At 39.1% G+C, this 17,913-nt stretch carries 30 protein-coding genes and 2 tRNA genes; 27 read left to right on the top strand and 5 right to left on the bottom strand.

All coding sequences use genetic code 11. From position 1 onward, the window contains the following. Positions 1 to 9: 9 nt before the first annotated feature. Positions 10 to 1,014, top strand: coding sequence for a hypothetical protein (locus HBL79_RS07625; protein ID WP_035689374.1), 1,005 nt, complete (start codon positions 10 to 12; stop codon positions 1,012 to 1,014). Positions 1,015 to 1,310: 296 nt separating this feature from the next. Here HBL79_RS07625 and HBL79_RS07620 read toward each other — a convergent pair whose 3' ends face one another. Beyond that, positions 1,311 to 1,481: a YegP family protein gene (locus HBL79_RS07620; RefSeq protein ID WP_017807323.1), complete on the bottom strand. Its 171-nt coding sequence runs from the start codon at positions 1,479 to 1,481 to the stop codon at positions 1,311 to 1,313. A 14-nt stretch (positions 1,482 to 1,495) separates the two neighbouring features. On the opposite strand from HBL79_RS07620, the gene HBL79_RS07615 reads away from it, so the two are divergent. The 8 genes from HBL79_RS07615 (at position 1,496) to HBL79_RS07580 (ending at position 5,483) form a co-directional block, all read left to right on the top strand. Further along, positions 1,496 to 1,717, top strand: a complete 222-nt coding sequence (locus tag HBL79_RS07615) for a hypothetical protein (RefSeq protein ID WP_017806446.1) — start codon at positions 1,496 to 1,498, stop codon at positions 1,715 to 1,717. A 256-nt stretch (positions 1,718 to 1,973) separates the two neighbouring features. Then, on the top strand, positions 1,974 to 2,291 hold the full coding sequence (locus HBL79_RS07610; RefSeq protein ID WP_035660437.1) for a hypothetical protein: 318 nt from the start codon (positions 1,974 to 1,976) through the stop codon (positions 2,289 to 2,291). Between the two features lie 3 nt (positions 2,292 to 2,294). After that, positions 2,295 to 2,552 (top strand): hypothetical protein, encoded by a 258-nt coding sequence (locus HBL79_RS07605; RefSeq protein WP_017807508.1) that lies wholly within the window; start codon positions 2,295 to 2,297, stop codon positions 2,550 to 2,552. Continuing rightward, on the top strand, positions 2,533 to 3,240 hold the full coding sequence (locus HBL79_RS07600) for an HNH endonuclease signature motif containing protein (RefSeq protein ID WP_051128146.1): 708 nt from the start codon (positions 2,533 to 2,535) through the stop codon (positions 3,238 to 3,240). The genes HBL79_RS07605 and HBL79_RS07600 overlap by 20 nt, the downstream gene beginning before the upstream one ends. Beyond that, a tRNA-Asp gene (locus HBL79_RS07595) sits at positions 3,220 to 3,295 on the top strand. The genes HBL79_RS07600 and HBL79_RS07595 overlap by 21 nt, the downstream gene beginning before the upstream one ends. A 177-nt stretch (positions 3,296 to 3,472) precedes the next feature. Beyond that, positions 3,473 to 4,438 (top strand): tyrosine-type recombinase/integrase, encoded by a 966-nt coding sequence (locus tag HBL79_RS07590; protein ID WP_046097210.1) that lies wholly within the window; start codon positions 3,473 to 3,475, stop codon positions 4,436 to 4,438. Next, positions 4,438 to 5,100, top strand: a complete 663-nt coding sequence (locus HBL79_RS07585; protein WP_035688039.1) for an N-6 DNA methylase — start codon at positions 4,438 to 4,440, stop codon at positions 5,098 to 5,100. Before HBL79_RS07590 ends, HBL79_RS07585 begins: the two co-directional genes overlap by 1 nt. A 149-nt stretch (positions 5,101 to 5,249) precedes the next feature. Continuing rightward, complete coding sequence (locus HBL79_RS07580; RefSeq protein ID WP_035688041.1) at positions 5,250 to 5,483, top strand: hypothetical protein; 234 nt, start codon at positions 5,250 to 5,252, stop codon at positions 5,481 to 5,483. Between the two features lie 147 nt (positions 5,484 to 5,630). Here the strand turns inward: HBL79_RS07580 and HBL79_RS07575 are convergent, their stop codons facing one another. Next, positions 5,631 to 6,608: a P63C domain-containing protein gene (locus tag HBL79_RS07575; protein WP_035688045.1), complete on the bottom strand. Its 978-nt coding sequence runs from the start codon at positions 6,606 to 6,608 to the stop codon at positions 5,631 to 5,633. Between the two features lie 166 nt (positions 6,609 to 6,774). On the opposite strand from HBL79_RS07575, the gene HBL79_RS07570 reads away from it, so the two are divergent. The 14 genes from HBL79_RS07570 to HBL79_RS07505 all read left to right on the top strand — a co-directional run bounded on the left by HBL79_RS07570 (position 6,775) and on the right by HBL79_RS07505 (position 13,799). Next, positions 6,775 to 7,572 carry a hypothetical protein gene (locus HBL79_RS07570; protein ID WP_046097211.1) on the top strand — a complete coding sequence of 266 codons (798 nt, stop codon included), beginning with the start codon at positions 6,775 to 6,777 and terminating at the stop codon, positions 7,570 to 7,572. A gap of 101 nt (positions 7,573 to 7,673) precedes the next feature. Continuing rightward, the gene (locus HBL79_RS07565) at positions 7,674 to 7,934 is read left to right on the top strand and encodes a hypothetical protein (RefSeq protein ID WP_021723952.1); all 261 of its coding nucleotides are present in this window, start codon (positions 7,674 to 7,676) and stop codon (positions 7,932 to 7,934) included. 249 nt (positions 7,935 to 8,183) lie between these two features. Continuing rightward, positions 8,184 to 8,807, top strand: coding sequence for a BRO-N domain-containing protein (locus tag HBL79_RS12480; protein WP_046097212.1), 624 nt, complete (start codon positions 8,184 to 8,186; stop codon positions 8,805 to 8,807). Between the two features lie 92 nt (positions 8,808 to 8,899). Continuing rightward, on the top strand, positions 8,900 to 9,238 hold the full coding sequence (locus HBL79_RS07555) for a hypothetical protein (RefSeq protein ID WP_035688048.1): 339 nt from the start codon (positions 8,900 to 8,902) through the stop codon (positions 9,236 to 9,238). Between the two features lie 218 nt (positions 9,239 to 9,456). Further along, the gene (locus HBL79_RS07550; RefSeq protein ID WP_046097213.1) at positions 9,457 to 9,723 is read left to right on the top strand and encodes a hypothetical protein; all 267 of its coding nucleotides are present in this window, start codon (positions 9,457 to 9,459) and stop codon (positions 9,721 to 9,723) included. Continuing rightward, complete coding sequence (locus tag HBL79_RS07545; protein WP_035688050.1) at positions 9,713 to 10,660, top strand: hypothetical protein; 948 nt, start codon at positions 9,713 to 9,715, stop codon at positions 10,658 to 10,660. Before HBL79_RS07550 ends, HBL79_RS07545 begins: the two co-directional genes overlap by 11 nt. Before the next feature lie 9 nt (positions 10,661 to 10,669). Then, complete coding sequence (locus HBL79_RS07540; protein WP_046097214.1) at positions 10,670 to 10,945, top strand: hypothetical protein; 276 nt, start codon at positions 10,670 to 10,672, stop codon at positions 10,943 to 10,945. Further along, complete coding sequence (locus tag HBL79_RS07535) at positions 10,935 to 11,090, top strand: hypothetical protein (protein WP_156127741.1); 156 nt, start codon at positions 10,935 to 10,937, stop codon at positions 11,088 to 11,090. The genes HBL79_RS07540 and HBL79_RS07535 overlap by 11 nt, the downstream gene beginning before the upstream one ends. Next, positions 11,087 to 11,311 (top strand): hypothetical protein, encoded by a 225-nt coding sequence (locus tag HBL79_RS07530; protein ID WP_035688051.1) that lies wholly within the window; start codon positions 11,087 to 11,089, stop codon positions 11,309 to 11,311. The genes HBL79_RS07535 and HBL79_RS07530 overlap by 4 nt, the downstream gene beginning before the upstream one ends. Beyond that, the gene (locus HBL79_RS07525; RefSeq protein WP_035688053.1) at positions 11,308 to 11,808 is read left to right on the top strand and encodes a siphovirus Gp157 family protein; all 501 of its coding nucleotides are present in this window, start codon (positions 11,308 to 11,310) and stop codon (positions 11,806 to 11,808) included. The genes HBL79_RS07530 and HBL79_RS07525 overlap by 4 nt, the downstream gene beginning before the upstream one ends. 10 nt (positions 11,809 to 11,818) lie before the next feature. Beyond that, on the top strand, positions 11,819 to 12,706 hold the full coding sequence (locus HBL79_RS07520) for an ATP-binding protein (protein WP_035688055.1): 888 nt from the start codon (positions 11,819 to 11,821) through the stop codon (positions 12,704 to 12,706). Further along, a complete protein-coding gene (gene ssb / locus HBL79_RS07515) occupies positions 12,706 to 13,185 on the top strand; it encodes a single-stranded DNA-binding protein (RefSeq protein ID WP_035688057.1) in 480 nt (159 codons plus the stop codon). The genes HBL79_RS07520 and ssb overlap by 1 nt, the downstream gene beginning before the upstream one ends. An 8-nt stretch (positions 13,186 to 13,193) precedes the next feature. Then, complete coding sequence (locus HBL79_RS07510) at positions 13,194 to 13,442, top strand: hypothetical protein (protein ID WP_035688059.1); 249 nt, start codon at positions 13,194 to 13,196, stop codon at positions 13,440 to 13,442. 42 nt (positions 13,443 to 13,484) lie between these two features. Then, on the top strand, positions 13,485 to 13,799 hold the full coding sequence (locus HBL79_RS07505) for a DUF6378 domain-containing protein (protein ID WP_035688062.1): 315 nt from the start codon (positions 13,485 to 13,487) through the stop codon (positions 13,797 to 13,799). Between the two features lie 22 nt (positions 13,800 to 13,821). Here the strand turns inward: HBL79_RS07505 and HBL79_RS07500 are convergent, their stop codons facing one another. Together HBL79_RS07500 and HBL79_RS07495 are read right to left on the bottom strand one after the other, a co-directional pair. Then, on the bottom strand, positions 13,822 to 14,004 hold the full coding sequence (locus HBL79_RS07500; protein WP_035688065.1) for a ribbon-helix-helix protein, CopG family: 183 nt from the start codon (positions 14,002 to 14,004) through the stop codon (positions 13,822 to 13,824). 309 nt (positions 14,005 to 14,313) lie between these two features. Continuing rightward, positions 14,314 to 14,523: a hypothetical protein gene (locus tag HBL79_RS07495; RefSeq protein ID WP_035688068.1), complete on the bottom strand. Its 210-nt coding sequence runs from the start codon at positions 14,521 to 14,523 to the stop codon at positions 14,314 to 14,316. A 514-nt stretch (positions 14,524 to 15,037) separates the two neighbouring features. On the opposite strand from HBL79_RS07495, the gene HBL79_RS07490 reads away from it, so the two are divergent. The 4 genes from HBL79_RS07490 to HBL79_RS07480 all read left to right on the top strand — a co-directional run bounded on the left by HBL79_RS07490 (position 15,038) and on the right by HBL79_RS07480 (position 17,787). Then, positions 15,038 to 15,700: a P22AR C-terminal domain-containing protein gene (locus HBL79_RS07490; protein ID WP_035688071.1), complete on the top strand. Its 663-nt coding sequence runs from the start codon at positions 15,038 to 15,040 to the stop codon at positions 15,698 to 15,700. A gap of 243 nt (positions 15,701 to 15,943) precedes the next feature. After that, on the top strand, positions 15,944 to 16,540 hold the full coding sequence (locus tag HBL79_RS07485; RefSeq protein ID WP_051128099.1) for an N-6 DNA methylase: 597 nt from the start codon (positions 15,944 to 15,946) through the stop codon (positions 16,538 to 16,540). A gap of 30 nt (positions 16,541 to 16,570) precedes the next feature. Continuing rightward, a complete protein-coding gene (locus tag HBL79_RS12475; RefSeq protein WP_081637542.1) occupies positions 16,571 to 16,894 on the top strand; it encodes a helix-turn-helix domain-containing protein in 324 nt (107 codons plus the stop codon). Continuing rightward, positions 16,780 to 17,787, top strand: coding sequence for a tyrosine-type recombinase/integrase (locus tag HBL79_RS07480; protein WP_244300938.1), 1,008 nt, complete (start codon positions 16,780 to 16,782; stop codon positions 17,785 to 17,787). The genes HBL79_RS12475 and HBL79_RS07480 overlap by 115 nt, the downstream gene beginning before the upstream one ends. 49 nt (positions 17,788 to 17,836) lie before the next feature. On the opposite strand, the gene HBL79_RS07475 is transcribed toward HBL79_RS07480, so the two are convergent. After that, positions 17,837 to 17,912, bottom strand: a tRNA-Ala gene (locus HBL79_RS07475). Position 17,913 lies beyond the last annotated feature (1 nt).

Genomic DNA, 17,913 nt, shown 5'->3' with positions numbered 1-17,913 from the left:
AAATAACATATGGTAATAACAAATGAAACTGAGTTTTTAGATTATATTTCCTCCATTATCATTGATGAAGGTCAAAAATTAAACAGTAAAGATTTTGAACTTCCCAATATAGAATTTAATGGATACCCCAATTTATTCTTTAATGTAAAAGGAAGTACCTATTCATCGACACTGACAACGCCATTACTTAATGCGTTATCAGAACTTATTTTAGAAATTCAAAAATCTTATTGCTTGATTAAATATGAAACCTCCAATCTTCAGCGTTTAACTTTGGAGGATAGAAAAAATATTGATATAATCTTTAAAATTAAAGAAGGCTCTTCCGAAGGTGAAAGTGATAACACTCAAATTGCTAACGGAATATTTAGTGTGATAAAAGATGGGATGGTGGGTATGAATGGTTGGCAAAAATTAGCTGTCTTAGTCACTTTTCTTGGTATTATTGGTGGGCTTGGTTATAAATGGCTTGATAACCAAGCTATTGAGCAGGCGACTTCAGCAGCAACAATTAACAATGCAATTACGGCACTTTCAGACACAAATAAACAAGCTTTCGAATTGCTAAAAGAACGCGGCAAAACTGAGATCTCAAATGAGATTGAACTGCATTCTGAGCAAGCTCAAGCCCAATTCTTCAAAGAAGTAGCAAAAGACCCAAATGCGGAACAAGCAACATTAAACCAGATTACTGCAGATAGGACATTACTAGATGACTACAAAAAACGAACCTCTAAACACAGGACAAAAACCCCCAAAGTTGATTGGTTTATGATTAAAGGTATTGAGCTTTACGCTCCTCAATATATCGAAACAGATATTGATGTTAGTGTAATAAGGGAATCTGATGATACCGAATTTACGCTTAGTACCTCATTAACTCTTATGAGTGACGAAGAACTATCAGCCTTAAAAGATGCCTTAGGTACAAATAACCTTGTAAAGATTGCCTATGAAGAACTTAAGGAAAATGGGAAAATCACAAAAAGCCAATTTGTTAGAATAGAGCAATAAACAAACCGCCCTAGTGGCGGTTTTCTTTTCTCCCCCCCCAATCTCACCCCATTAAATAAATCCCCTCTTTTCTTTCATAAGCCCACGGCCCCTATTTAGGGGCTTTTTTATTTTCCGTCCTTATCCAATCGGTTAAAAATCAACCAATCAAAATAAAAATAAAGTTTATTTTAAAAATAAAACTTTACAAATAAAGAAAACTTTACTATTATACACCCATCAAAACGAAACAACGTTTAATGCTCTTTAACAATCAAGATGAAATAAAAAGCCCTGCGGTAACAGGGCTTGGATAATTAAACTTCGCGAACAGGTGTTTGTCGGTTAGTGTCCATAACAAGCCCGATACAATGTAAGCAGTTTTGTTTGGTCGTATAACCTTCACTTTGAGCTATAGGTTCGTGATTGGCGGCTTTTAGTCGCCAATACCACTGACCATTAACACCTTTGAAAATTTCAAAATACATAGAGGTAACTCCTTATGCAAAACGAAATGAAACGCTATGCAATTTCTTACTTCTTCAAAGGAAAGAAGTGGTGTTCAGATGTCTACGCCAACTCATTTGAAGAAGCACAAGAAAAAGTCAAAGCAATGTCCCAAGCAACTATTGATGGTGAGCTTTACTGTTCAATATATGTTCCAGTCAAGCCACAATCACGCATTGCAAGGTTGCTTTTAAAGCTACTACATAAATTTAGCTAATTCAATATTTCATCTTGGTGATGATGCTCTTTAACAATTTAGAACCCACTCCCCTTTTTACAAAAGGAAGCCGAAAGGTTGGCAAGTCTGTGCCAGTGGGGCTGAGGCAAACAGGCTTATTTATTCAATGCCGTATTTACGGAGAACCAAGGCAGCAGAACCGAGAGGAATGCAATGCAAAGAATCAACCGTGATACCGAGCCGAGATGAACGTTAGACAAGTGCGGCATTGAATAAATAACAACAACGGAGGTGAATGATGAATATCGTCATTGAACGTAACCCAGCGAGCAAAAAATACTGCGAAAAGGCAGAAATTCGCTCAATGGGCAAGGCTGGCAGATTAGCAAGAATGTTTGCCAAATCTCGCCAGAAAAAAATCAAAACGGGAAAACCTGACCGAATTAAGACCGCACTTGTAATGTTGCCGATTCCGTCAAAATCCCAAATTGAAAAAGCGGCGGCTCAATTTCAAGCCGTCAAACCGAATTACCACAAAGGCGAAATCGGCGTAAATACCGTGCGGGCCACACAAAAAATCCGCCGTGGTTGTCAGGAGTTAATGAGGATTTAGACGATGAAAAATAAAATTACTGATTTAAACAACCATCTTTTTAGTCAATTAGAAAAATTGTTAGATGAAGATTTAACAGATGAAGAATTAAAAAGGGAAATTGCTAGAGCGAATGCGGTATCTGGTATTGCATCGAATATCATTCAAAATTCTAATACAGCCATTAAAGCAATGCAGCTTTTCGGTGACCGCACTATTGAGGCAGATGCACCCGATTTTTTAAGAATATCAAAGGCACAAAATGACAAAAAAACGCTTTAGGTTTACTGATGAACATATTGCTTTTATCCGTGAACATAAAGATTTAGCTCCTAAAGATCTCATTCAGGCCTTTTATCAACAATTTGGTTTGCTAAAGAATAGGCAGGTTTTTAGAAAGCTAAAAAAACGATTAGGAATTATCTCAACGGTTCAACATTGCAATCGATATACCAAAGAAGAGTTAGCCTTTATCAAAGAAAATTGCACTTTACCGCAAGCGGAATTAACCAAACTATTTAATCAAAAGTTTAACCGTAATCAGACCGCACAAGTAATTAGGGTACTGTGTGCTAAAAGAGGTTGGCTGACTGGTAGAAATGGGCGATTTAAAAAAGGAGAACATTTAAAGCCTATTGGTTACGAGCGATTTTGCCCTATGGCAAAAGCCGTGTTGATAAAAACAGGAGTTAAGCGTTATGAAAGAAAATCACGTGTTATCTGGGAGCAAGCCTTTGGCAAAATCCCTCAAGGATTTGTTTTGTGGTTTAAAGACGGCAATATTCAAAATTGTGAGTTATCTAATTTAGAACTAATCAGTCGTAATGAAATGCTATGGCGACATAAGCTGAATTACCACGAATTAGACAGCAGTGTGAAACAAACTTTTAATGTGTTTATTCAACTACGAGAAAAATTGATAAAACTCAAAAAGCAACAGCAACAAAAGGACCGCATAGCAAAAGGATAAGCTAAGGTGCTGTCACCACCTGAGATTGTAGGTTCAAGTCCTACTGCGGTCGCCAATTTATCACAAGGCACACTGAGTCATTATCTACGGATTATTTTAGACCAATCTTCTTGCCGTAGTTAGTGTGCCTTGTCATAACTTTCATTCAAAACCGCATTCTTAGCCGCTCGTTTTTAGTCTTTTTTCCTCGTGGCTTTGAGTGTGGTTCTGAATGAGAAATAGGAGAAACTCAATGCAGAAATTAGAAAATCCATCGTTTTCAAACTATTTTGAACACTGGATAACCACCTACAAAAAAGGAACGATTCAACGCGTAACTTATCGAAAGTACGAAAACTCTCTCGTAAAATTGAGAGAGTATGAAGAACTTAATGATATTAACGATTACGACAAAATTAACTATCAGCAGTTAATTAATCGTTATGCTCAAACGCACTCAATTCAGACAGTAAAAGATTTCAACATTCATTTGCGTTCCTGCGTAAGAGAACTCATTGACGAAGGTATCTTACTGCGAGATTTTACCTCAAAGGTTAAAATTACCGGCAATCCGCCGCCAGTAAGGAAAAAGTTCCTTGAAGAAGATGAGCTAAAAAAATTGGTGAGAGCCCTAAATCTTGACAGAAAAGAATTAAACTGGGATCACTTTATCTATCTACTGCTGACAACAGGAATGCGCTTTGCCGAAGGAATGGGGCTAACACCTGAAGATTTCGATTTTGATAATCTCACTGTCTCAATTAATAAAACCTATGACTATAAAGCGTCTTCTATCAAGAAAAATGCTGATTCAAGCAATTTCACCAGAACAAAAACGCTTTCATCCGTGCGAGTGGTTCGACTGGATTTTAGAACTGCTTATATCCTTAGAGATTTAATTGAAAACGCTCCGCAAGGAAAATCAATCTGGGCGGATTGGTACTATTCCAATAGCAACGCAAAAGCCATTTATAACACAACAATCAACGATCAACTTAAACGCGCTTGCAAGCGTGCAGGTATTGACCCAATTTCAGTCCATAGCCTAAGGCACACCCACGCAAGTTTATTGATTGCCAACGAAGTGGATATGCAGGTGGTTTCTAAACGTCTTGGCCATTCAAAGACTTCGATCACTCAAGATGTTTATACCCATTTAATGGGGACTGCTGAACAGAAAGCCCAGTCTAAAATTAACGCAGTTATGGCAGGTATTTAATGACAATCACCCAAAAGCAATTTTTTGAATGTGCCGATGTCCCCATTGAGCAACATATTCAATTTGAAAAGTATCTAACTGAAATTCTTTTTAATAAACAAAGAAGAGAAACCTTTTACAAAGCCTTGCAAGCCTACCAATTAGGCGACGCCGAAGATACATTCAAGCACTATTTTGAAACTTATTCTGCCGAACGTAAGACTTTCCGGCAAGATTACACGCCAACTTCAATTGCAACAATACTTAGCAAAATAACACATCTGCACCAATCTGTTTCAGACTATTCTGGGTATGATCCAACAGCAGGCACAGGCGGCCTGATTATTTCAAAATGGTGGGAAAATATGACCTCACAAAATCCATTTGACTACAAACCTAGTCAGCATTTCTACCTTTGTGAAGAAAAAGCAGACAACGTCATTCCGTATCTCTTGCACAATCTTGCAATGCGCGGAATGAATGCTATCGTCATTCACGGTGATGTATTAGCACGGGCTACAAAGCAAATTTATTTTATCTTCAATTCAAAAGATGACTATTTAGCTTTCTCAGATATTAATGTTATGCCACATACAGCGGCTATAACAAAAGAATTTAATATCCACATTTGGCAAGAAGAAGCAATAAATCACATAGAAAGCCCCAAAATTCAACTTCGATGATTTACGCCCACACGGAAGGCGTTAAACCCCGTGCAGACATACATACTCCTAACCTTGCCCACTGTAACAGGTGGGCTTTTTTGAGTGGCAAAAAGTAGTATTGACACTAAATAGGCTTCTTTCTAGAATGGCGAAACAAGGAGAATACAATGATCAACTTATTTAAAAGACCTATCGAAAAAGAAACCCTAGATGATTGGGCCAAAATCGCAAATGACATCGCCAAAGTTGCAATTCTGGCTATTCCTGTTATGCTGTATGGCAAAGACCCGATTTCTTTAAAAACATTTAATTCACTGATGTTACTTATTGGTGCTTATTCAGCATTACAAAGCGGTCGAATTATCCGCAGATACAAACTAAAACAGGAGGAAAGCAAATGACATATGGTTTAATTATTTTTGCCCTTGTTATGGTTGGCATTGCTGTTACCCTTAGCAAAGTCTTAAAAGTTTAAATTTCAAAAAGCCTGTTTAAAATACAGGCTTTTTTTATTTGATACCGCCAAAAAGGATAGTAAATATTACTGCTTATGCTGTTTCAAGATCAAAATTGGTTGTTTCATTTAACTTGGGGTGAATGGTATCTAAATTTTGATAAAAAGTTTCTTTATCCTTTGATAATTTCAATATAGTGATTACTGATGATAGGTGTTCTCGCAATTTAGGATGTCCAATATCTTCTGTTAAAAATTGATGTAATTTCGCTTTTTTGGCTTGTTTATTTGCCATTTTTTTTAACTCGGGTAACAATTCTGGAGCTAACCTCTCATAAATAGCATTATTCGTGATATGTCCAAAAAACTGTGGAAATTGATTACCTGTTTTAGGTGGAAACTGAATACCATATAAACGGCATAACTCTTTATAATAATCAATTGGGAATGTTTTCACCCACGGTTGTAATTCTTTTGCGACAAAAGCCTCAAAAATTTTTGCTAATGCGTCTTTAGCTCTAGCATCTTGATATCCAGTTGCCTCATCAACTAAAGCGGTAATCCCAACTTTAGCTAAAGATCTAACTAGAATTTCAGCTTTTTGTGCTGTATCAAATTGAACTTTAGTGAGGACTTTTTCTTCCCTAGCTTTTAAGTAAACATCACAAACTATAGGAAGAATTGTTGCATCATACCCCTCTTTTATCTGACCATCTTTAGTTTTAAATTTGATACGTTTGATCACATCAATAACATCTTGATTTATAAATGGTTTTAGGTTTTTTGCGTCCATAAAAGCAGGTAAGTTGATCACCTCTTCATTTTCAACGATTGAAGCACCTCTCGTCCCACGAGTAGGGCGATTTAACGCCTGAAAAACGGACGCAGTAGAAATAATGCGAACATCATTTTCAAGAACAGCAACATCAAGTGATGTTTCACCTATTTTTAAAATTCCTTCGTAGATAGCTAAAGGCATTTGATCTAACTGTTTCTTTTTATCCCAACGGGATTTAGCAGCTTTTTCAGCACGATCTTTGCGTTGTTTAGGGGTTAATGTTTGCGTTGTCAAGTTAATCTCCTTTTTACTAATTTATTAATTAAATATAGCATAATGCTAAATATATAATAATTCAAGCATAAAATATTATTGACACCGCCCAAACTTCAGATTAAGATAATCACACTTTCAAGCCGTCTTATACGGCTTTTTTTGTATCTAAATCTTGAGGTGCGGTATGGTAGCAGAAACCCATTACACAATAGACAAAAATATGAAACTACTCATCGAAATTGATAACAGCGAACCCCTACAACTTTCCACATTTTGTCAAAGTATGGAAGGTATCGCTGCTGAATACCGTCAGTTCATACACAATAACAAAATTGATATTGAACCTTGCGACCAGCATATTTATGTAGAAAAAATCACCCAAGGTTGTTTTCTTGTTGAACTCGCCGCACTTGTATCAAGCACTTATCCGCTTATTGAACAAGCAAGTGCTATTCTTGAATTTGGAGGTCATCTCAAAATGCTTTTTGATTGGGCAACAAATAAAGGCGAAAAGCCAGAACACCTAACTAAAAACACCCTAAAAAACGCACACAATATTCTAGAACCTGTCGCAATCGATCCAAAAGCTCAATTCAATTTTCAAGTATCAAATAATCAAGGTGACGTACATATTCATTTCCACGCAGACAATGTACAAGCGGGACTAGCTCAAAATAACATTAACCGAGAGCTACAACGATTAAAAGAGCGTGATGACAATACGATACCAAACACTGCACTATACTGGTCATCTACCGCCGATGCAGAAAGCAAAGCTCACGATAAAGCGATTATTCCCGCAGTATCACCAAAACCAGTCAGAGTGAAATTTGAAGACAGATCGCTTAAAGAAACAATGATTTTAAATGAACCATACCCATATCAAAAAATTTTCTTAGTCGATGTATTGGTTGAATATATTGAAGATGAACCTGTTATTTATAAAATTCTTAAATTCAATAATTCAATGAATAAAATCTAATTGACAACCACCGCCCTTTAATTTAGGATATACCCACTTTCAAACGAAAGTCGGGATTGGTCGCACGTTAGCGGCTTTTTTTGTATCTAAAGGGATAGAATATGAAAGTGAGCAAAGAAAATCAGGAATGGATTAAACAATACGCCCAAATTCACCAACTCACCGAAGAAGAAGCTGTGAATAAATTAATTGGTGAAGTGCGTGATACACAAGAAACAGCACGCCAAAATATGCAAAAGGAAATCATTGAAAGACTGCCAAATTTAAATTTTGAACAAATGCGAGAAGTTCGCCAGCTTATCGAACGACTTTACCCAACATTTTTTCAAGTTTTATCACAAGCATCAAAAAATAATCCCTAAATCCCACTTTACAAGGTGGGATTTTTATTTTACTATTCCGCTAACGGTGCTCAACACACCTTGACCTAAAGCGGAATGAACCGCATTTAAAGTGCGGTATTTTTTTATCCTGATTTTATGATCGGGTGGCGTTTCGTACATACAATACCGTAAGGAAAAACGAAAGGCTGACTTTAGGCAGTGTTGAAGCACCCGATCGCCCTATCTCAACAGTAGGGAAATATAAAATACCTAAAGGATAAAAAAATTATGTCAAATCAAACCTCAACTTTCGATTTCAAATCAACCCCTGTTCGTATAGAACTTTTCAAAAATGAACCGCACTTTTGCTTAACTGATGTATGCCTTGCCCTTAACATAAGTAACGCAAATGCAAGCCGTTTTAAATTTAATGAAGCTGGTGTACATAAAATGTATATCAGCTTTCCAAGTGGCAAAAAAGAAGTAACTTTCATCAATGAACCTAATTTATATCGGATCATTTTCAGATCAAATAAAGCCGAAGCGATCGAGTTCCAAAACTGGGTATTTGAAGAAGTCTTACCGCAGATTAGAAAAACAGGTAAGTACAGTTTAGAACAGCAACAACTCGCCCTGCCTGAACCACAAGATAACGAACTCTTGCAACTATTAATGCGGATCTACTGCTACGGCACACAATACGCCGATTACCAACGAGCGGCACTCGGCACGGCCCACAATGATTTCATAGGCAAAAGCAAGCTGATTGGGGATTTCTGCACAGAGGGCGAACCCGCACAAAAAGGCTTCTTGTTCGTCTTCACGCCAAACATCGAGCAAGACCTCCAACAAGCAAGGGAAATCATCAATCGACACGTCCACGCCCAGCATAAGACGCGAAGCGAATTTTAAAATCTAACTCAAAACCGACCGCACTTCCCTGTGAACCGTGTGGCGGTTTTCTACACCCTAAATTCAGTAATTTGATTAAAAAGGAAACAGAGATGAAACAGCGTGGTTATGAAACATTGGTGGCAGATTACGTTAAATCAAAATTAGGTGAGAACATCACCACAAGTCAGATTGCAACGCAATATGGTGAGGTTAGTCTTTATCACAACAATAAACTGTATATCGTAGTGTTTGATAATCCAACCACCCTACAGATAGACGACATTAATCGCCAACTCTTCGCAGTACATTTCACGCATGAGCTAATTTATCGAACGGGACGAAAACTACTGACCTTTGAAACCCAACGCTTACTAAAACCAGAAGTAAGTTATTTACTCAGACATCTAAAACAGATGGAGAAGAACAATGCCAATTTATCGCGTACATAGCAGTGCTTACCACGATGGCTCAACTAAAGGATTTCGCCACGACATTAAACATAAACGGCACGACTGTTTTCGTGGTGATGTGAGGATATTTCAAATCATTGATGGATATCCACATCAAATCTCACGGAAGCGAAAACGTTTTACAAATAAAGAAGAGGCTTATCAGTGGGCAAAGCAATTTGCTCAAACTATCACAAAGCAATTAAAAAGGAAACAAAATGGCAAAAGTTCAGCTACGAGATCTAAACGAACATCTCTTTGCCCAGTTAGAACGCTTGAGCGAGGATAACGCAAGCGAAGAGCTAATTGAAAAGGAAGTTAAGCGGGCGAGGGAAATCGCTAATATCGCCGATAAGATTTTAACCATCGGCAAATTAGAACTTGAAGCAGAAAAACTAAGAACCTTAGGCGATATTCAAATCGTACCTAAAATGATTGATGTAAAAAGACCGCTTGATGTATTGGAGGTTAAAAATGACGATTGAAACGCAAACAGAACTGATTGTCGGGCAAGTATTAACCCAACAAATCAAACAACAAACACGGCTTGATTCAATGCGAAAAAGTGTTTCTAACTATTTGCAGCGAAAAGAGGTAGCACCACCAACACCTGCAGTTGAACCGTTCCCTAAAAAAGAAAAGACAACCAAACCTGCCTGCCAGAGCTTGCCCCAAGAAATGGAAAACGCCATTATCGCGTGGGCGAAATGCCATTATAACGGCATTGATGATATCAAACGCTGTGCAACCGAAACGGGCATTGCGACGGGGAAAGTATACCACACCTTAAAACACCATAGCTTTATCCAACAAAATGAAACCACAGAATATCGTGTGTTAAACGGCTATTTTAAACATAACGGACGGCTCGCAGATATTACAGAAGAAACAGGCTTGAGCGTTTGGATCGTAGCAAAAACCATTGAAAAATTGGGTTATTCTCCAAAATGGCAAGAATATCGTGATTCCCGCTATGTCACCAAAACCAGCTCTGGCATTGGAGCGGAAGCAAAATTTAAAGAACTTGTCCCTAGTGCCTTAGATGCCAACGAGGAGCTACGGGAAAATATGCCCGGTTACGATTTTATTATCAACGAGAAAACCGTTGATGTGAAAGAATCCATCTTATATTCAGTGCCAAGAAAAAAAGAGAAATCGTGGCGATTTTATATTCCTGCTTTACTGGAAGACCGAGCAGATTTCTATTGCTTTTTTTGCTTACACGACAGAGAGGAACGCACCAATGGAGCTTATGACCTGCTCCTCTTGCCAAAAGAAGTTCTGCCAGAATGCCCTAACAATAAATCAGGAAAAAGACAGGTCTGGATTGGAGCAAACCAGCAATTAGACAGCCACCAATTTTATTTTCAATTTAAAGTCGATCCCGTCGCATTGAGTTATATGCTCACCGACGAATTATAGGAAAACAAAATGCACGACCTCATCAAACACACAATACAAACCCTACTCTTTCTTGTTGCCATTATCACCGTGCTAAGCCTTGCTGATGCCTACGCACAAACAGCGGAAGATTACTACGCAATGCAAGGTTTCAGCACTGAACAACTCGCCGAAATGGAACGCCAAGCCAACCTTGAGTGGCAACAAGAACAAGGCGACTTACCGCCCAATTTAACCGTTGAGGCTGAAAAATACCTCAAAAATTACACCGCACTTTTGCAACAGGAGATAACCAATGAACGATAGCGAACTTGCCCGAGCTTACGACGATTACAGCGACCGCTTGCTTGAGGAGTATTACCGCGAAGACGAGCAAGACACGGAAGAGCCTGAAATCGATGAAGACGATGATTTTTGCCATTACCACTGCATAGGAGCGGGCGGATTATGATTGATTTGAATAACAAAAACCTAGATGCATTAATGGAAAGCCTCATTCAGCAAGATAGGGTGGGCAAAGCCTACCGCAAAGCTGAAGCTACAAGGCACATTCAAGAAGCCCTTAAATGGGTTGAAATTAATGACCTGATTACCATTGCCGAAGCCCTTTACGCGGAAGACTTTGCCAATGCCGAAATCGCCTATCACAATCACAGAGGAAACACACAATGAAACTTTACGAAATCGCAGAAAGCTACAACAACGTAGCAGAACTCTTAGCTAACCCAGAATTTGCCGAAAATGCGGATATTATCACCGCACTTGATGCCATAGAAGATGAGTTTAACAACAAAGCCATCAACACCATTAAAGCCATTAAACGCGTGGAAGGCGATATTGACTTACTTGATGCCGAAATCAAGCGACTAACGGCAATGAAAAAAGCCCGTCAAAACCGTATTGAGGAAGTGAAAAACTACCTTAAATACAATATGCAAAAAACGGGGATTTTCAAAATCGAAAGCCCGCTGTTCAAAATTGCCTACAGCGAACGAAAACAAAGTGCGGTGGAAATTGACGACAATTTATTCCTTGCCAATAACCTTGATGAAAACCTTGTCAGCGTCAAAATCACCCCGAACAAAACCGCCATTAAAGAGGCGTTGAAACGGGGTGATGATGTGATTGGGGCAAGGTTGGTTGATAGCCAAGTGTTAAGCATTAAATAGGAGTAATCAAATGCAATTTCAAAAAGCAGAACGAAAAAAATCAAAGCTCAGACTTGCCTTAACAGGTCCAAGTGGATCGGGTAAAACTTATGGGGCTTTGCTTGTTGCGAAAGGGCTAGGTGGAAGAATTGCGGTAATTGATACCGAAAAAGGGAGTGCTTCCCTTTATTCTCATTTGGTCGATTTTGATGTGCTAGACCTAGAAGCCCCTTACACCCCTGAACGCTATCGCCAAGCAGTTAGATTAGCCGTTGAAAACGGGTATGATGTCGTAATTATTGATAGCATTACGCACGAATGGTCAGGAGCTGGAGGTTGCCTTGAGTTAAATGACGAAATCGCCAAAGCGAAATTCAAAGGAAATACTTGGAGTGCGTGGAGTGAGACCAAAGCACGCCACCGTGCTTTAATTGATGACTTACTTGCCAGCCCAACTCACATCATTGTTACAATGCGAAGTAAAACTGAGACCGCTCAAGCAGAAATAAATGGTCGCAAGCAGGTTCAAAAACTTGGAATGAAAGCGGAACAAAATGACGGTATTGAGTATGAATTTACTACTGTATTGGATTTAATCCACGACGGCAATTTTGCTCAGCCGAGTAAAGACCGTACAGGCTTATTCCCACCTAATGGAAATCCATTTAAATTATCCGCTGAAATAGGGAAACAGCTTGTAGAGTGGTTGGAAAGCGGTGTTGATTTAACCTTTAAAAGGGCTGAGGTTCACAGAGATAAAATGCTACAAAAAATAACGACTGCAGAAACGCTCGAATTGCTAGGTGAAATGAGTAAATATGTTACTGATAAATTTAAAGATTATCCGATTTTATTAACAGAGTTAGAACAAGCAATTTTAGCTCGCAAAGCGAGTTTAGATAATCAAGGGGGAGAATAATGGCAGGCATAAACAAAGCCATCATCGTCGGCAATTTAGGCAACGATCCAGAAATCCGCACAATGCAAAATGGCGATCAGGTTGCAACAATCAGCGTGGCAACCTCAGAAAGCTGGACTGATAAGCAAACAGGCGAACGGCGAGAACTCACTGAATGGCATCGCATTGTTTTTTACCGCAGACAAGCAGAAATTGCAGGGCAATACTTGCATAAAGGCTCAAAAGTGTATGTTGAAGGACGTATCAGAACCAGAAAATGGCAAGATCAACAAGGCATTGAGCGTTACACCACTGAAATTCAAGGCGATGTATTGCAAATGCTAGACAGTCGCCAAGATGGACAAGGTGCGCAAACAAACGCACCACCACGTCAAACGCAATCGACAAAATCCAATGCTTATGCTAACGCCAAAAACGGTAACTACACACCACCAGTGCAGGGTGGTAATGATGGATTAGATGATGATATTCCATTTTAGGAGAGAGTATGGACAAATTAAAGTTTGCCGACGTAACATTAGTTAATGGAGGTAGAGCGTGGATTAATTTTCACGAAATAGAATGCATTAAAGATTGTTACTATCGCTTTGATGAAGAAACAGATGACATCATAGAAGGTGACAAATGGGAATTTAAAGCAACTAAAGTCATAATGAAAAGTGGGCGTATCTATTATGTAGATTTCACTTTAGACAGTTTCGACGATAAATTCAATCTAGACCAATTTAGATTATAGACAAATCGCCCTTATTTAAGGGCTTTTTTTACGAGGTAAAAAATGAACACAAACGAGCTACTCAACGAACGAGAAAAAACGCACGGCGATTTTATCAGCGGTGCAGAAACCTTTTATCACCTGATGAAGCCAATTATTGATAGTCAGCTATTTGAACGCAACAAAGTCAAAGCCTACGCCGCCACAATGATTGCCGCCAAACTCACCCGAATTTGCAATGGTGATGAAACCTTCCCCGACCACTGGGACGACATCATCGGCTACGCTCAATTAGCCACTGGCAAACAATTTGAGCCACAGCAAGCGGTAAGTGTGCCGGTTGTGGATTATATGAAAAAGCCTAACTCCAACTGTTAGGCTTTTCCGAACAGTTGCGAAGTTATGAATGGGCTTGTTTAAGTAACAAAATTGCTTGTTCTAATATCTTTCCTTTTGAAATACCAAGCTCAACAGCAAGCCTATCTATTTCATCTGAAACAGATTGTGGAATTTTAAAAGACTTCGTTACAATGCCCCGCTTTGCCTCGCTACGAGCATTTATTTCGGTTCTTGACAATGCCATAATTATTCCCTATGATTTGAAGAACTGGGGGACTGGTACTCCCCCAGTAAGTTATCAGATTAATAAACTGGCAAAGACCAGAGTAATAAAACGATAACTAGGATAATACGGATTAACATATTATTATCCTCTTCGTTATCGTGAGGATTAAGCCTCACACTCACTTTCAAGCTATCCCTTGAAAGTGAGATTATTATAATGTATGTTTACATACAAGGCAAGTAATATTTTAAGAAAGCCCGCAATGTTTATTGTGGGCTTTTTATTTGACACTGCCCAAAATCATTTAGGATAACCAAACAGGTCGCATTAAGCGACCTTATTTGTTTCAGCAAACAGCTTAATTCCCTCTGAAACAATCTGCGTTTTAGAAAGCCCCGTTTGGCTGCTAAGCTGAGCTAAAAGAGCGATAGTTTCCTCGTGAAGTTTATAAGATTGCAAACGCACGCCGCGTTTTTTATCGCTTTTTTCTTGCTGTTCTTGACGCGTTAAACCTGATTTAGGACGACCACGAGACATATTAACCTCTTGCATTTAATGAATTAACGGTTTATAGTAGGAGCCATTGGGGGACACTTCCACATATCCCCCGCAGGTTTATCCTAGAATGCTGGCATTGCCACCATTAGCAGGATAATTAGGATTGCGAGCTTCAAACACATATCCTAACTCCTTTTTTGATGCCCGATTTCAGTCGGGCTTCTCATTTTTAGAACCATTCCAAAAACAAGATTATTGTAGTTTATACTTCATAAAGAAGCAAGATTTATTTAGTATTTACTAATTATTTTTTATTTGACACCGCCCAAACTTCGGATTAAGATAACCGCACTTACTTTCCAAAAGCGGTTTCCGCCTCCGATATAAAGCGGTTTTTTTGTACCTAAATTTAGGTTTAATCCGATGAGATCGGGGCGAGAGAACGATATACAATACATCTGAATAAGTTCCGCCCATCTTTTGGAGGGTAAGTTGAACCCCGATCACCACTTAATGATCGGATTAATTACTTAAATCCAAAAGGTACAAAATTATGTCAAACTTACAAATCTTAAATAACTCTATCCGCACTTTGGATAATCTTTATTCATTAAATGATCTTCATCTTGCTAGCGGTAATGATCCAAAACATCGCCCTAGTTTGTTCGTTCGTAATGAGCAGACAAAAGAATTAGTCAAAGAAATTGAAAGTGAAAATACCCGAAGCACAAAAACGATCTTCGCTCTAAAAACCATCAGAGGTGGCAAAGATATTTCTGTTCAAGGCACTTGGGCTTGCGAAGAACTCGTCCTATCCTATGCAATGTGGATAAGCCCGAAATTTCATCTTGTTGTCTTGCGTGCTTTCTTGGCAATGCACAAAGGCGAAGTGAAACAGCAACAACTCGCCTTGCCCGAACCAGAGAAAAAATACACATTCGAGTTCACCGAGTACGAACTCGAACAACTCGCGTGGCTCTGGTTCAGTCACAAACGAATGAACACCCTACTTGCTGACCTTTACGAGCCACTCAACGCCCTTGGCTCAACCTTTAGTGGCACGGTTTACAGCCACGCTCACGAGTACAGACATCACTACGAACACACCCAAGCCACAATGCAACGCCTAATTGAGCCGTTCAAACACTCAACAAAGCTCAACTGGCAACGGGTTATCCCAAGAATTAGCCCAACGCAAAAACAGCTAGGCTTCTAAAAACGCCCCAAAAACCGACCGCACTTCCTCGTGAACCGTGTGGCAGTTTTGCTCAACCAAAATTCAGCAAAAAGGTGAAATTATGTTCAAGATTTTAATGATTATCGGCTTGTTGTGGTGTGCGTTCGAACTCGATTTAAGCTCAGACTGCGATGGGCATTATTGTGGAATAACCACTGATTTAATCACAAAAAATTAACTCAACCCAAGCCTACTTTGTAGGCTTTTTTATTAGGAAACCCTATGGAAAAACTCATCAAATCCCAAACGAGAGTAAGAGCGTTTGGCGAGGTGTACACGCCGCAAAAACTGGTGCAAAAAATGACCGCACTTTTACCCGAAGAGAGCTTTGAGCCTGAAAAGAAAATTCTCGAACCTAGCTGTGGCACGGGGAATTTTTTATATGACATACTCAACCGCAAGCTATGTAAAATCCTCGTAGGTCCAAAGCGTCCTTATTACAAGGTGCTGAATATGTATCAGGCACTAGCGAGCGTGTACGGCGTAGATATTCAACTCGACAACGTGATCGAATGCCAACAACGTTTAAAAAGCCTATTTTGCGAACGCCTCGCAATGCTGCACGTTAAGCCTTTTGACTATTTTGTCGATCACGTCTTAATTAACAACATCAGGCGAGGCAACGCCCTTGAGGACGCATTCACCTTTATTGATGTCGAGATCGTTTTCAAAGATCGTGATATTGGTATTAAGGTAGAGAAAGATAGCTTTTTGCTTAGCGAATATGAATGCCATTTGCAACAGAACACCTCTCAACTCCAAGCCGTGCGATTGCTGGCATTTGAAGATGAGATAGGGATTACCAGAAATGCAACCTAAGGCTAAAAAGCCTATTTTATTGGAGGGAATATGGAGTTTATAAATACAGAAAAAGCTGGAAAGCTCCTTAATATGCATCCAGCAACAGTGAGAGAAAGAGCGAAAAAGAAAGAAATACCCGCTTATAAAATTGGTAAGTATTGGAGGTTTGATCCTAAAGAGCTTGAGTTTTTTGTAAAAAATAGTCAAAATCGCCCCGAACAAGAGATGGGGCATAAGGAGAATTTATGTCGCGTCAAATCATCTCCCTCAAGAAAAGAGGGGAAATCTGGCATTACTCGTACACCTCACCAACGGGTGAGCGGGTACGCCGAAGTTCTCGGACTACCGATAAAACCCAAGCAATGCAATTAGCCTCGAAAGAATATAATGAATGTTGGCGAGTATTTAAACTTGGTGAACGTCCAGAATATTCTTGGCAAGAGGCGGTTATGCAATGGCTTGAAGAAAAGCCGAAACGTAAACAAGATCGCAATATGATTTATGGATTACGTTGGCTGGATCAGTATCTTGGAAATAAAAAATTAAATGAAATCGACCGTAATCTGATTAAATTTATCCAATCTGAAAAAGCAAAAGAGGGGGTTAAAAATAGGACTATTAACGCTATTTTGCAACAGATTAGAGTGATACTCAGAGCGGCAGTTGAATGGGATTGGCTAGATAAATGTCCCGCAATAAAACTCTTGCCCGAACCTAAGCGACGCATTCGTTGGCTGACGGAAAGCGAAGAAATGCGGTTAATGCAAGAATTGCCAGAGCATTTAAAAGCCATTGTACAATTTGCGATTTTAACTGGGTTAAGAATGTCGAATATAACGCAATTAAAATGGTCGCAAATTGATTTACCGAAAAAACTTGCTTGGATAAACTCAGACGAGTCAAAGACGGGAAACAGCATTGGTATTCCGCTCAATGACAAAGCAATTGAAGTTATTGTAGCACAGTTTGGTAAACACAAAGAAAACGTATTTACTTATAAAGGGAAGCCTGTAAGGATTGCAAATACAAAAGCATTCCGTAATGCGTTAAGTCGTGCGGGCATAAAGAATTTCCGGTTCCACGACCTAAGGCATACTTGGGCTACAAGGCATATTATGTCTGGAACACCTTTATATGTATTGCAAGAACTTGGTGGCTGGAGTAAAACAGATACTGTCCGAAAATATGCACACCTATCTGTTGAGCATTTACATAGCCACGTTAACAATGTTCAGCTTTTTGGTACAAAATTGGCACAACACTAGATATAAAAAAATCTTATCAACGATAAACTATTGATAAGATTAAGAAATTTGGTGGAGATAATCGGGATCGAACCGACGACCTCTTGAATGCCATTCAAGCGCTCTCCCAACTGAGCTATATCCCCG

It is taken from the genome of Avibacterium paragallinarum (assembly GCF_011765605.1).
Classification (GTDB): Bacteria; Pseudomonadota; Gammaproteobacteria; order Enterobacterales; family Pasteurellaceae; genus Avibacterium; species Avibacterium paragallinarum.
This window is presented reverse-complemented; position numbering and strand designations above follow the sequence as displayed.

Excerpts from the sequence above, each read along its gene's own strand:
- HBL79_RS07540 (WP_046097214.1), top strand. The coding sequence starts at position 10,670 with ATGCACGACCTCATCAAACACACAATACAAACCCTACTCTTTCTTGTT.
- HBL79_RS07580 (WP_035688041.1), top strand. The coding sequence starts at position 5,250 with ATGATCAACTTATTTAAAAGACCTATCGAAAAAGAAACCCTAGATGAT.
- HBL79_RS07500 (WP_035688065.1), bottom strand. The coding sequence starts at position 14,004 with ATGGCATTGTCAAGAACCGAAATAAATGCTCGTAGCGAGGCAAAGCGG.
- HBL79_RS07600 (WP_051128146.1), top strand. The coding sequence starts at position 2,533 with ATGACAAAAAAACGCTTTAGGTTTACTGATGAACATATTGCTTTTATC.
- HBL79_RS07485 (WP_051128099.1), top strand. The coding sequence starts at position 15,944 with ATGGAAAAACTCATCAAATCCCAAACGAGAGTAAGAGCGTTTGGCGAG.
- HBL79_RS07490 (WP_035688071.1), top strand. The coding sequence starts at position 15,038 with ATGTCAAACTTACAAATCTTAAATAACTCTATCCGCACTTTGGATAAT.
- HBL79_RS07530 (WP_035688051.1), top strand. The coding sequence starts at position 11,087 with ATGATTGATTTGAATAACAAAAACCTAGATGCATTAATGGAAAGCCTC.
- HBL79_RS07565 (WP_021723952.1), top strand. The coding sequence starts at position 7,674 with ATGAAAGTGAGCAAAGAAAATCAGGAATGGATTAAACAATACGCCCAA.
- HBL79_RS07510 (WP_035688059.1), top strand. The coding sequence starts at position 13,194 with ATGGACAAATTAAAGTTTGCCGACGTAACATTAGTTAATGGAGGTAGA.
- HBL79_RS07555 (WP_035688048.1), top strand. The coding sequence starts at position 8,900 with ATGAAACAGCGTGGTTATGAAACATTGGTGGCAGATTACGTTAAATCA.
- HBL79_RS07570 (WP_046097211.1), top strand. The coding sequence starts at position 6,775 with ATGGTAGCAGAAACCCATTACACAATAGACAAAAATATGAAACTACTC.
- HBL79_RS07525 (WP_035688053.1), top strand. The coding sequence starts at position 11,308 with ATGAAACTTTACGAAATCGCAGAAAGCTACAACAACGTAGCAGAACTC.
- HBL79_RS07545 (WP_035688050.1), top strand. The coding sequence starts at position 9,713 with ATGACGATTGAAACGCAAACAGAACTGATTGTCGGGCAAGTATTAACC.
- HBL79_RS07535 (WP_156127741.1), top strand. The coding sequence starts at position 10,935 with ATGAACGATAGCGAACTTGCCCGAGCTTACGACGATTACAGCGACCGC.
- HBL79_RS07615 (WP_017806446.1), top strand. The coding sequence starts at position 1,496 with ATGCAAAACGAAATGAAACGCTATGCAATTTCTTACTTCTTCAAAGGA.
- HBL79_RS07550 (WP_046097213.1), top strand. The coding sequence starts at position 9,457 with ATGGCAAAAGTTCAGCTACGAGATCTAAACGAACATCTCTTTGCCCAG.
- HBL79_RS07585 (WP_035688039.1), top strand. The coding sequence starts at position 4,438 with ATGACAATCACCCAAAAGCAATTTTTTGAATGTGCCGATGTCCCCATT.
- ssb (WP_035688057.1), top strand. The coding sequence starts at position 12,706 with ATGGCAGGCATAAACAAAGCCATCATCGTCGGCAATTTAGGCAACGAT.
- HBL79_RS12480 (WP_046097212.1), top strand. The coding sequence starts at position 8,184 with ATGTCAAATCAAACCTCAACTTTCGATTTCAAATCAACCCCTGTTCGT.
- HBL79_RS07495 (WP_035688068.1), bottom strand. The coding sequence starts at position 14,523 with ATGTCTCGTGGTCGTCCTAAATCAGGTTTAACGCGTCAAGAACAGCAA.
- HBL79_RS07590 (WP_046097210.1), top strand. The coding sequence starts at position 3,473 with ATGCAGAAATTAGAAAATCCATCGTTTTCAAACTATTTTGAACACTGG.
- HBL79_RS07505 (WP_035688062.1), top strand. The coding sequence starts at position 13,485 with ATGAACACAAACGAGCTACTCAACGAACGAGAAAAAACGCACGGCGAT.
- HBL79_RS07620 (WP_017807323.1), bottom strand. The coding sequence starts at position 1,481 with ATGTATTTTGAAATTTTCAAAGGTGTTAATGGTCAGTGGTATTGGCGA.
- HBL79_RS07605 (WP_017807508.1), top strand. The coding sequence starts at position 2,295 with ATGAAAAATAAAATTACTGATTTAAACAACCATCTTTTTAGTCAATTA.
- HBL79_RS07625 (WP_035689374.1), top strand. The coding sequence starts at position 10 with ATGGTAATAACAAATGAAACTGAGTTTTTAGATTATATTTCCTCCATT.
- HBL79_RS07610 (WP_035660437.1), top strand. The coding sequence starts at position 1,974 with ATGATGAATATCGTCATTGAACGTAACCCAGCGAGCAAAAAATACTGC.
- HBL79_RS12475 (WP_081637542.1), top strand. The coding sequence starts at position 16,571 with ATGGAGTTTATAAATACAGAAAAAGCTGGAAAGCTCCTTAATATGCAT.
- HBL79_RS07520 (WP_035688055.1), top strand. The coding sequence starts at position 11,819 with ATGCAATTTCAAAAAGCAGAACGAAAAAAATCAAAGCTCAGACTTGCC.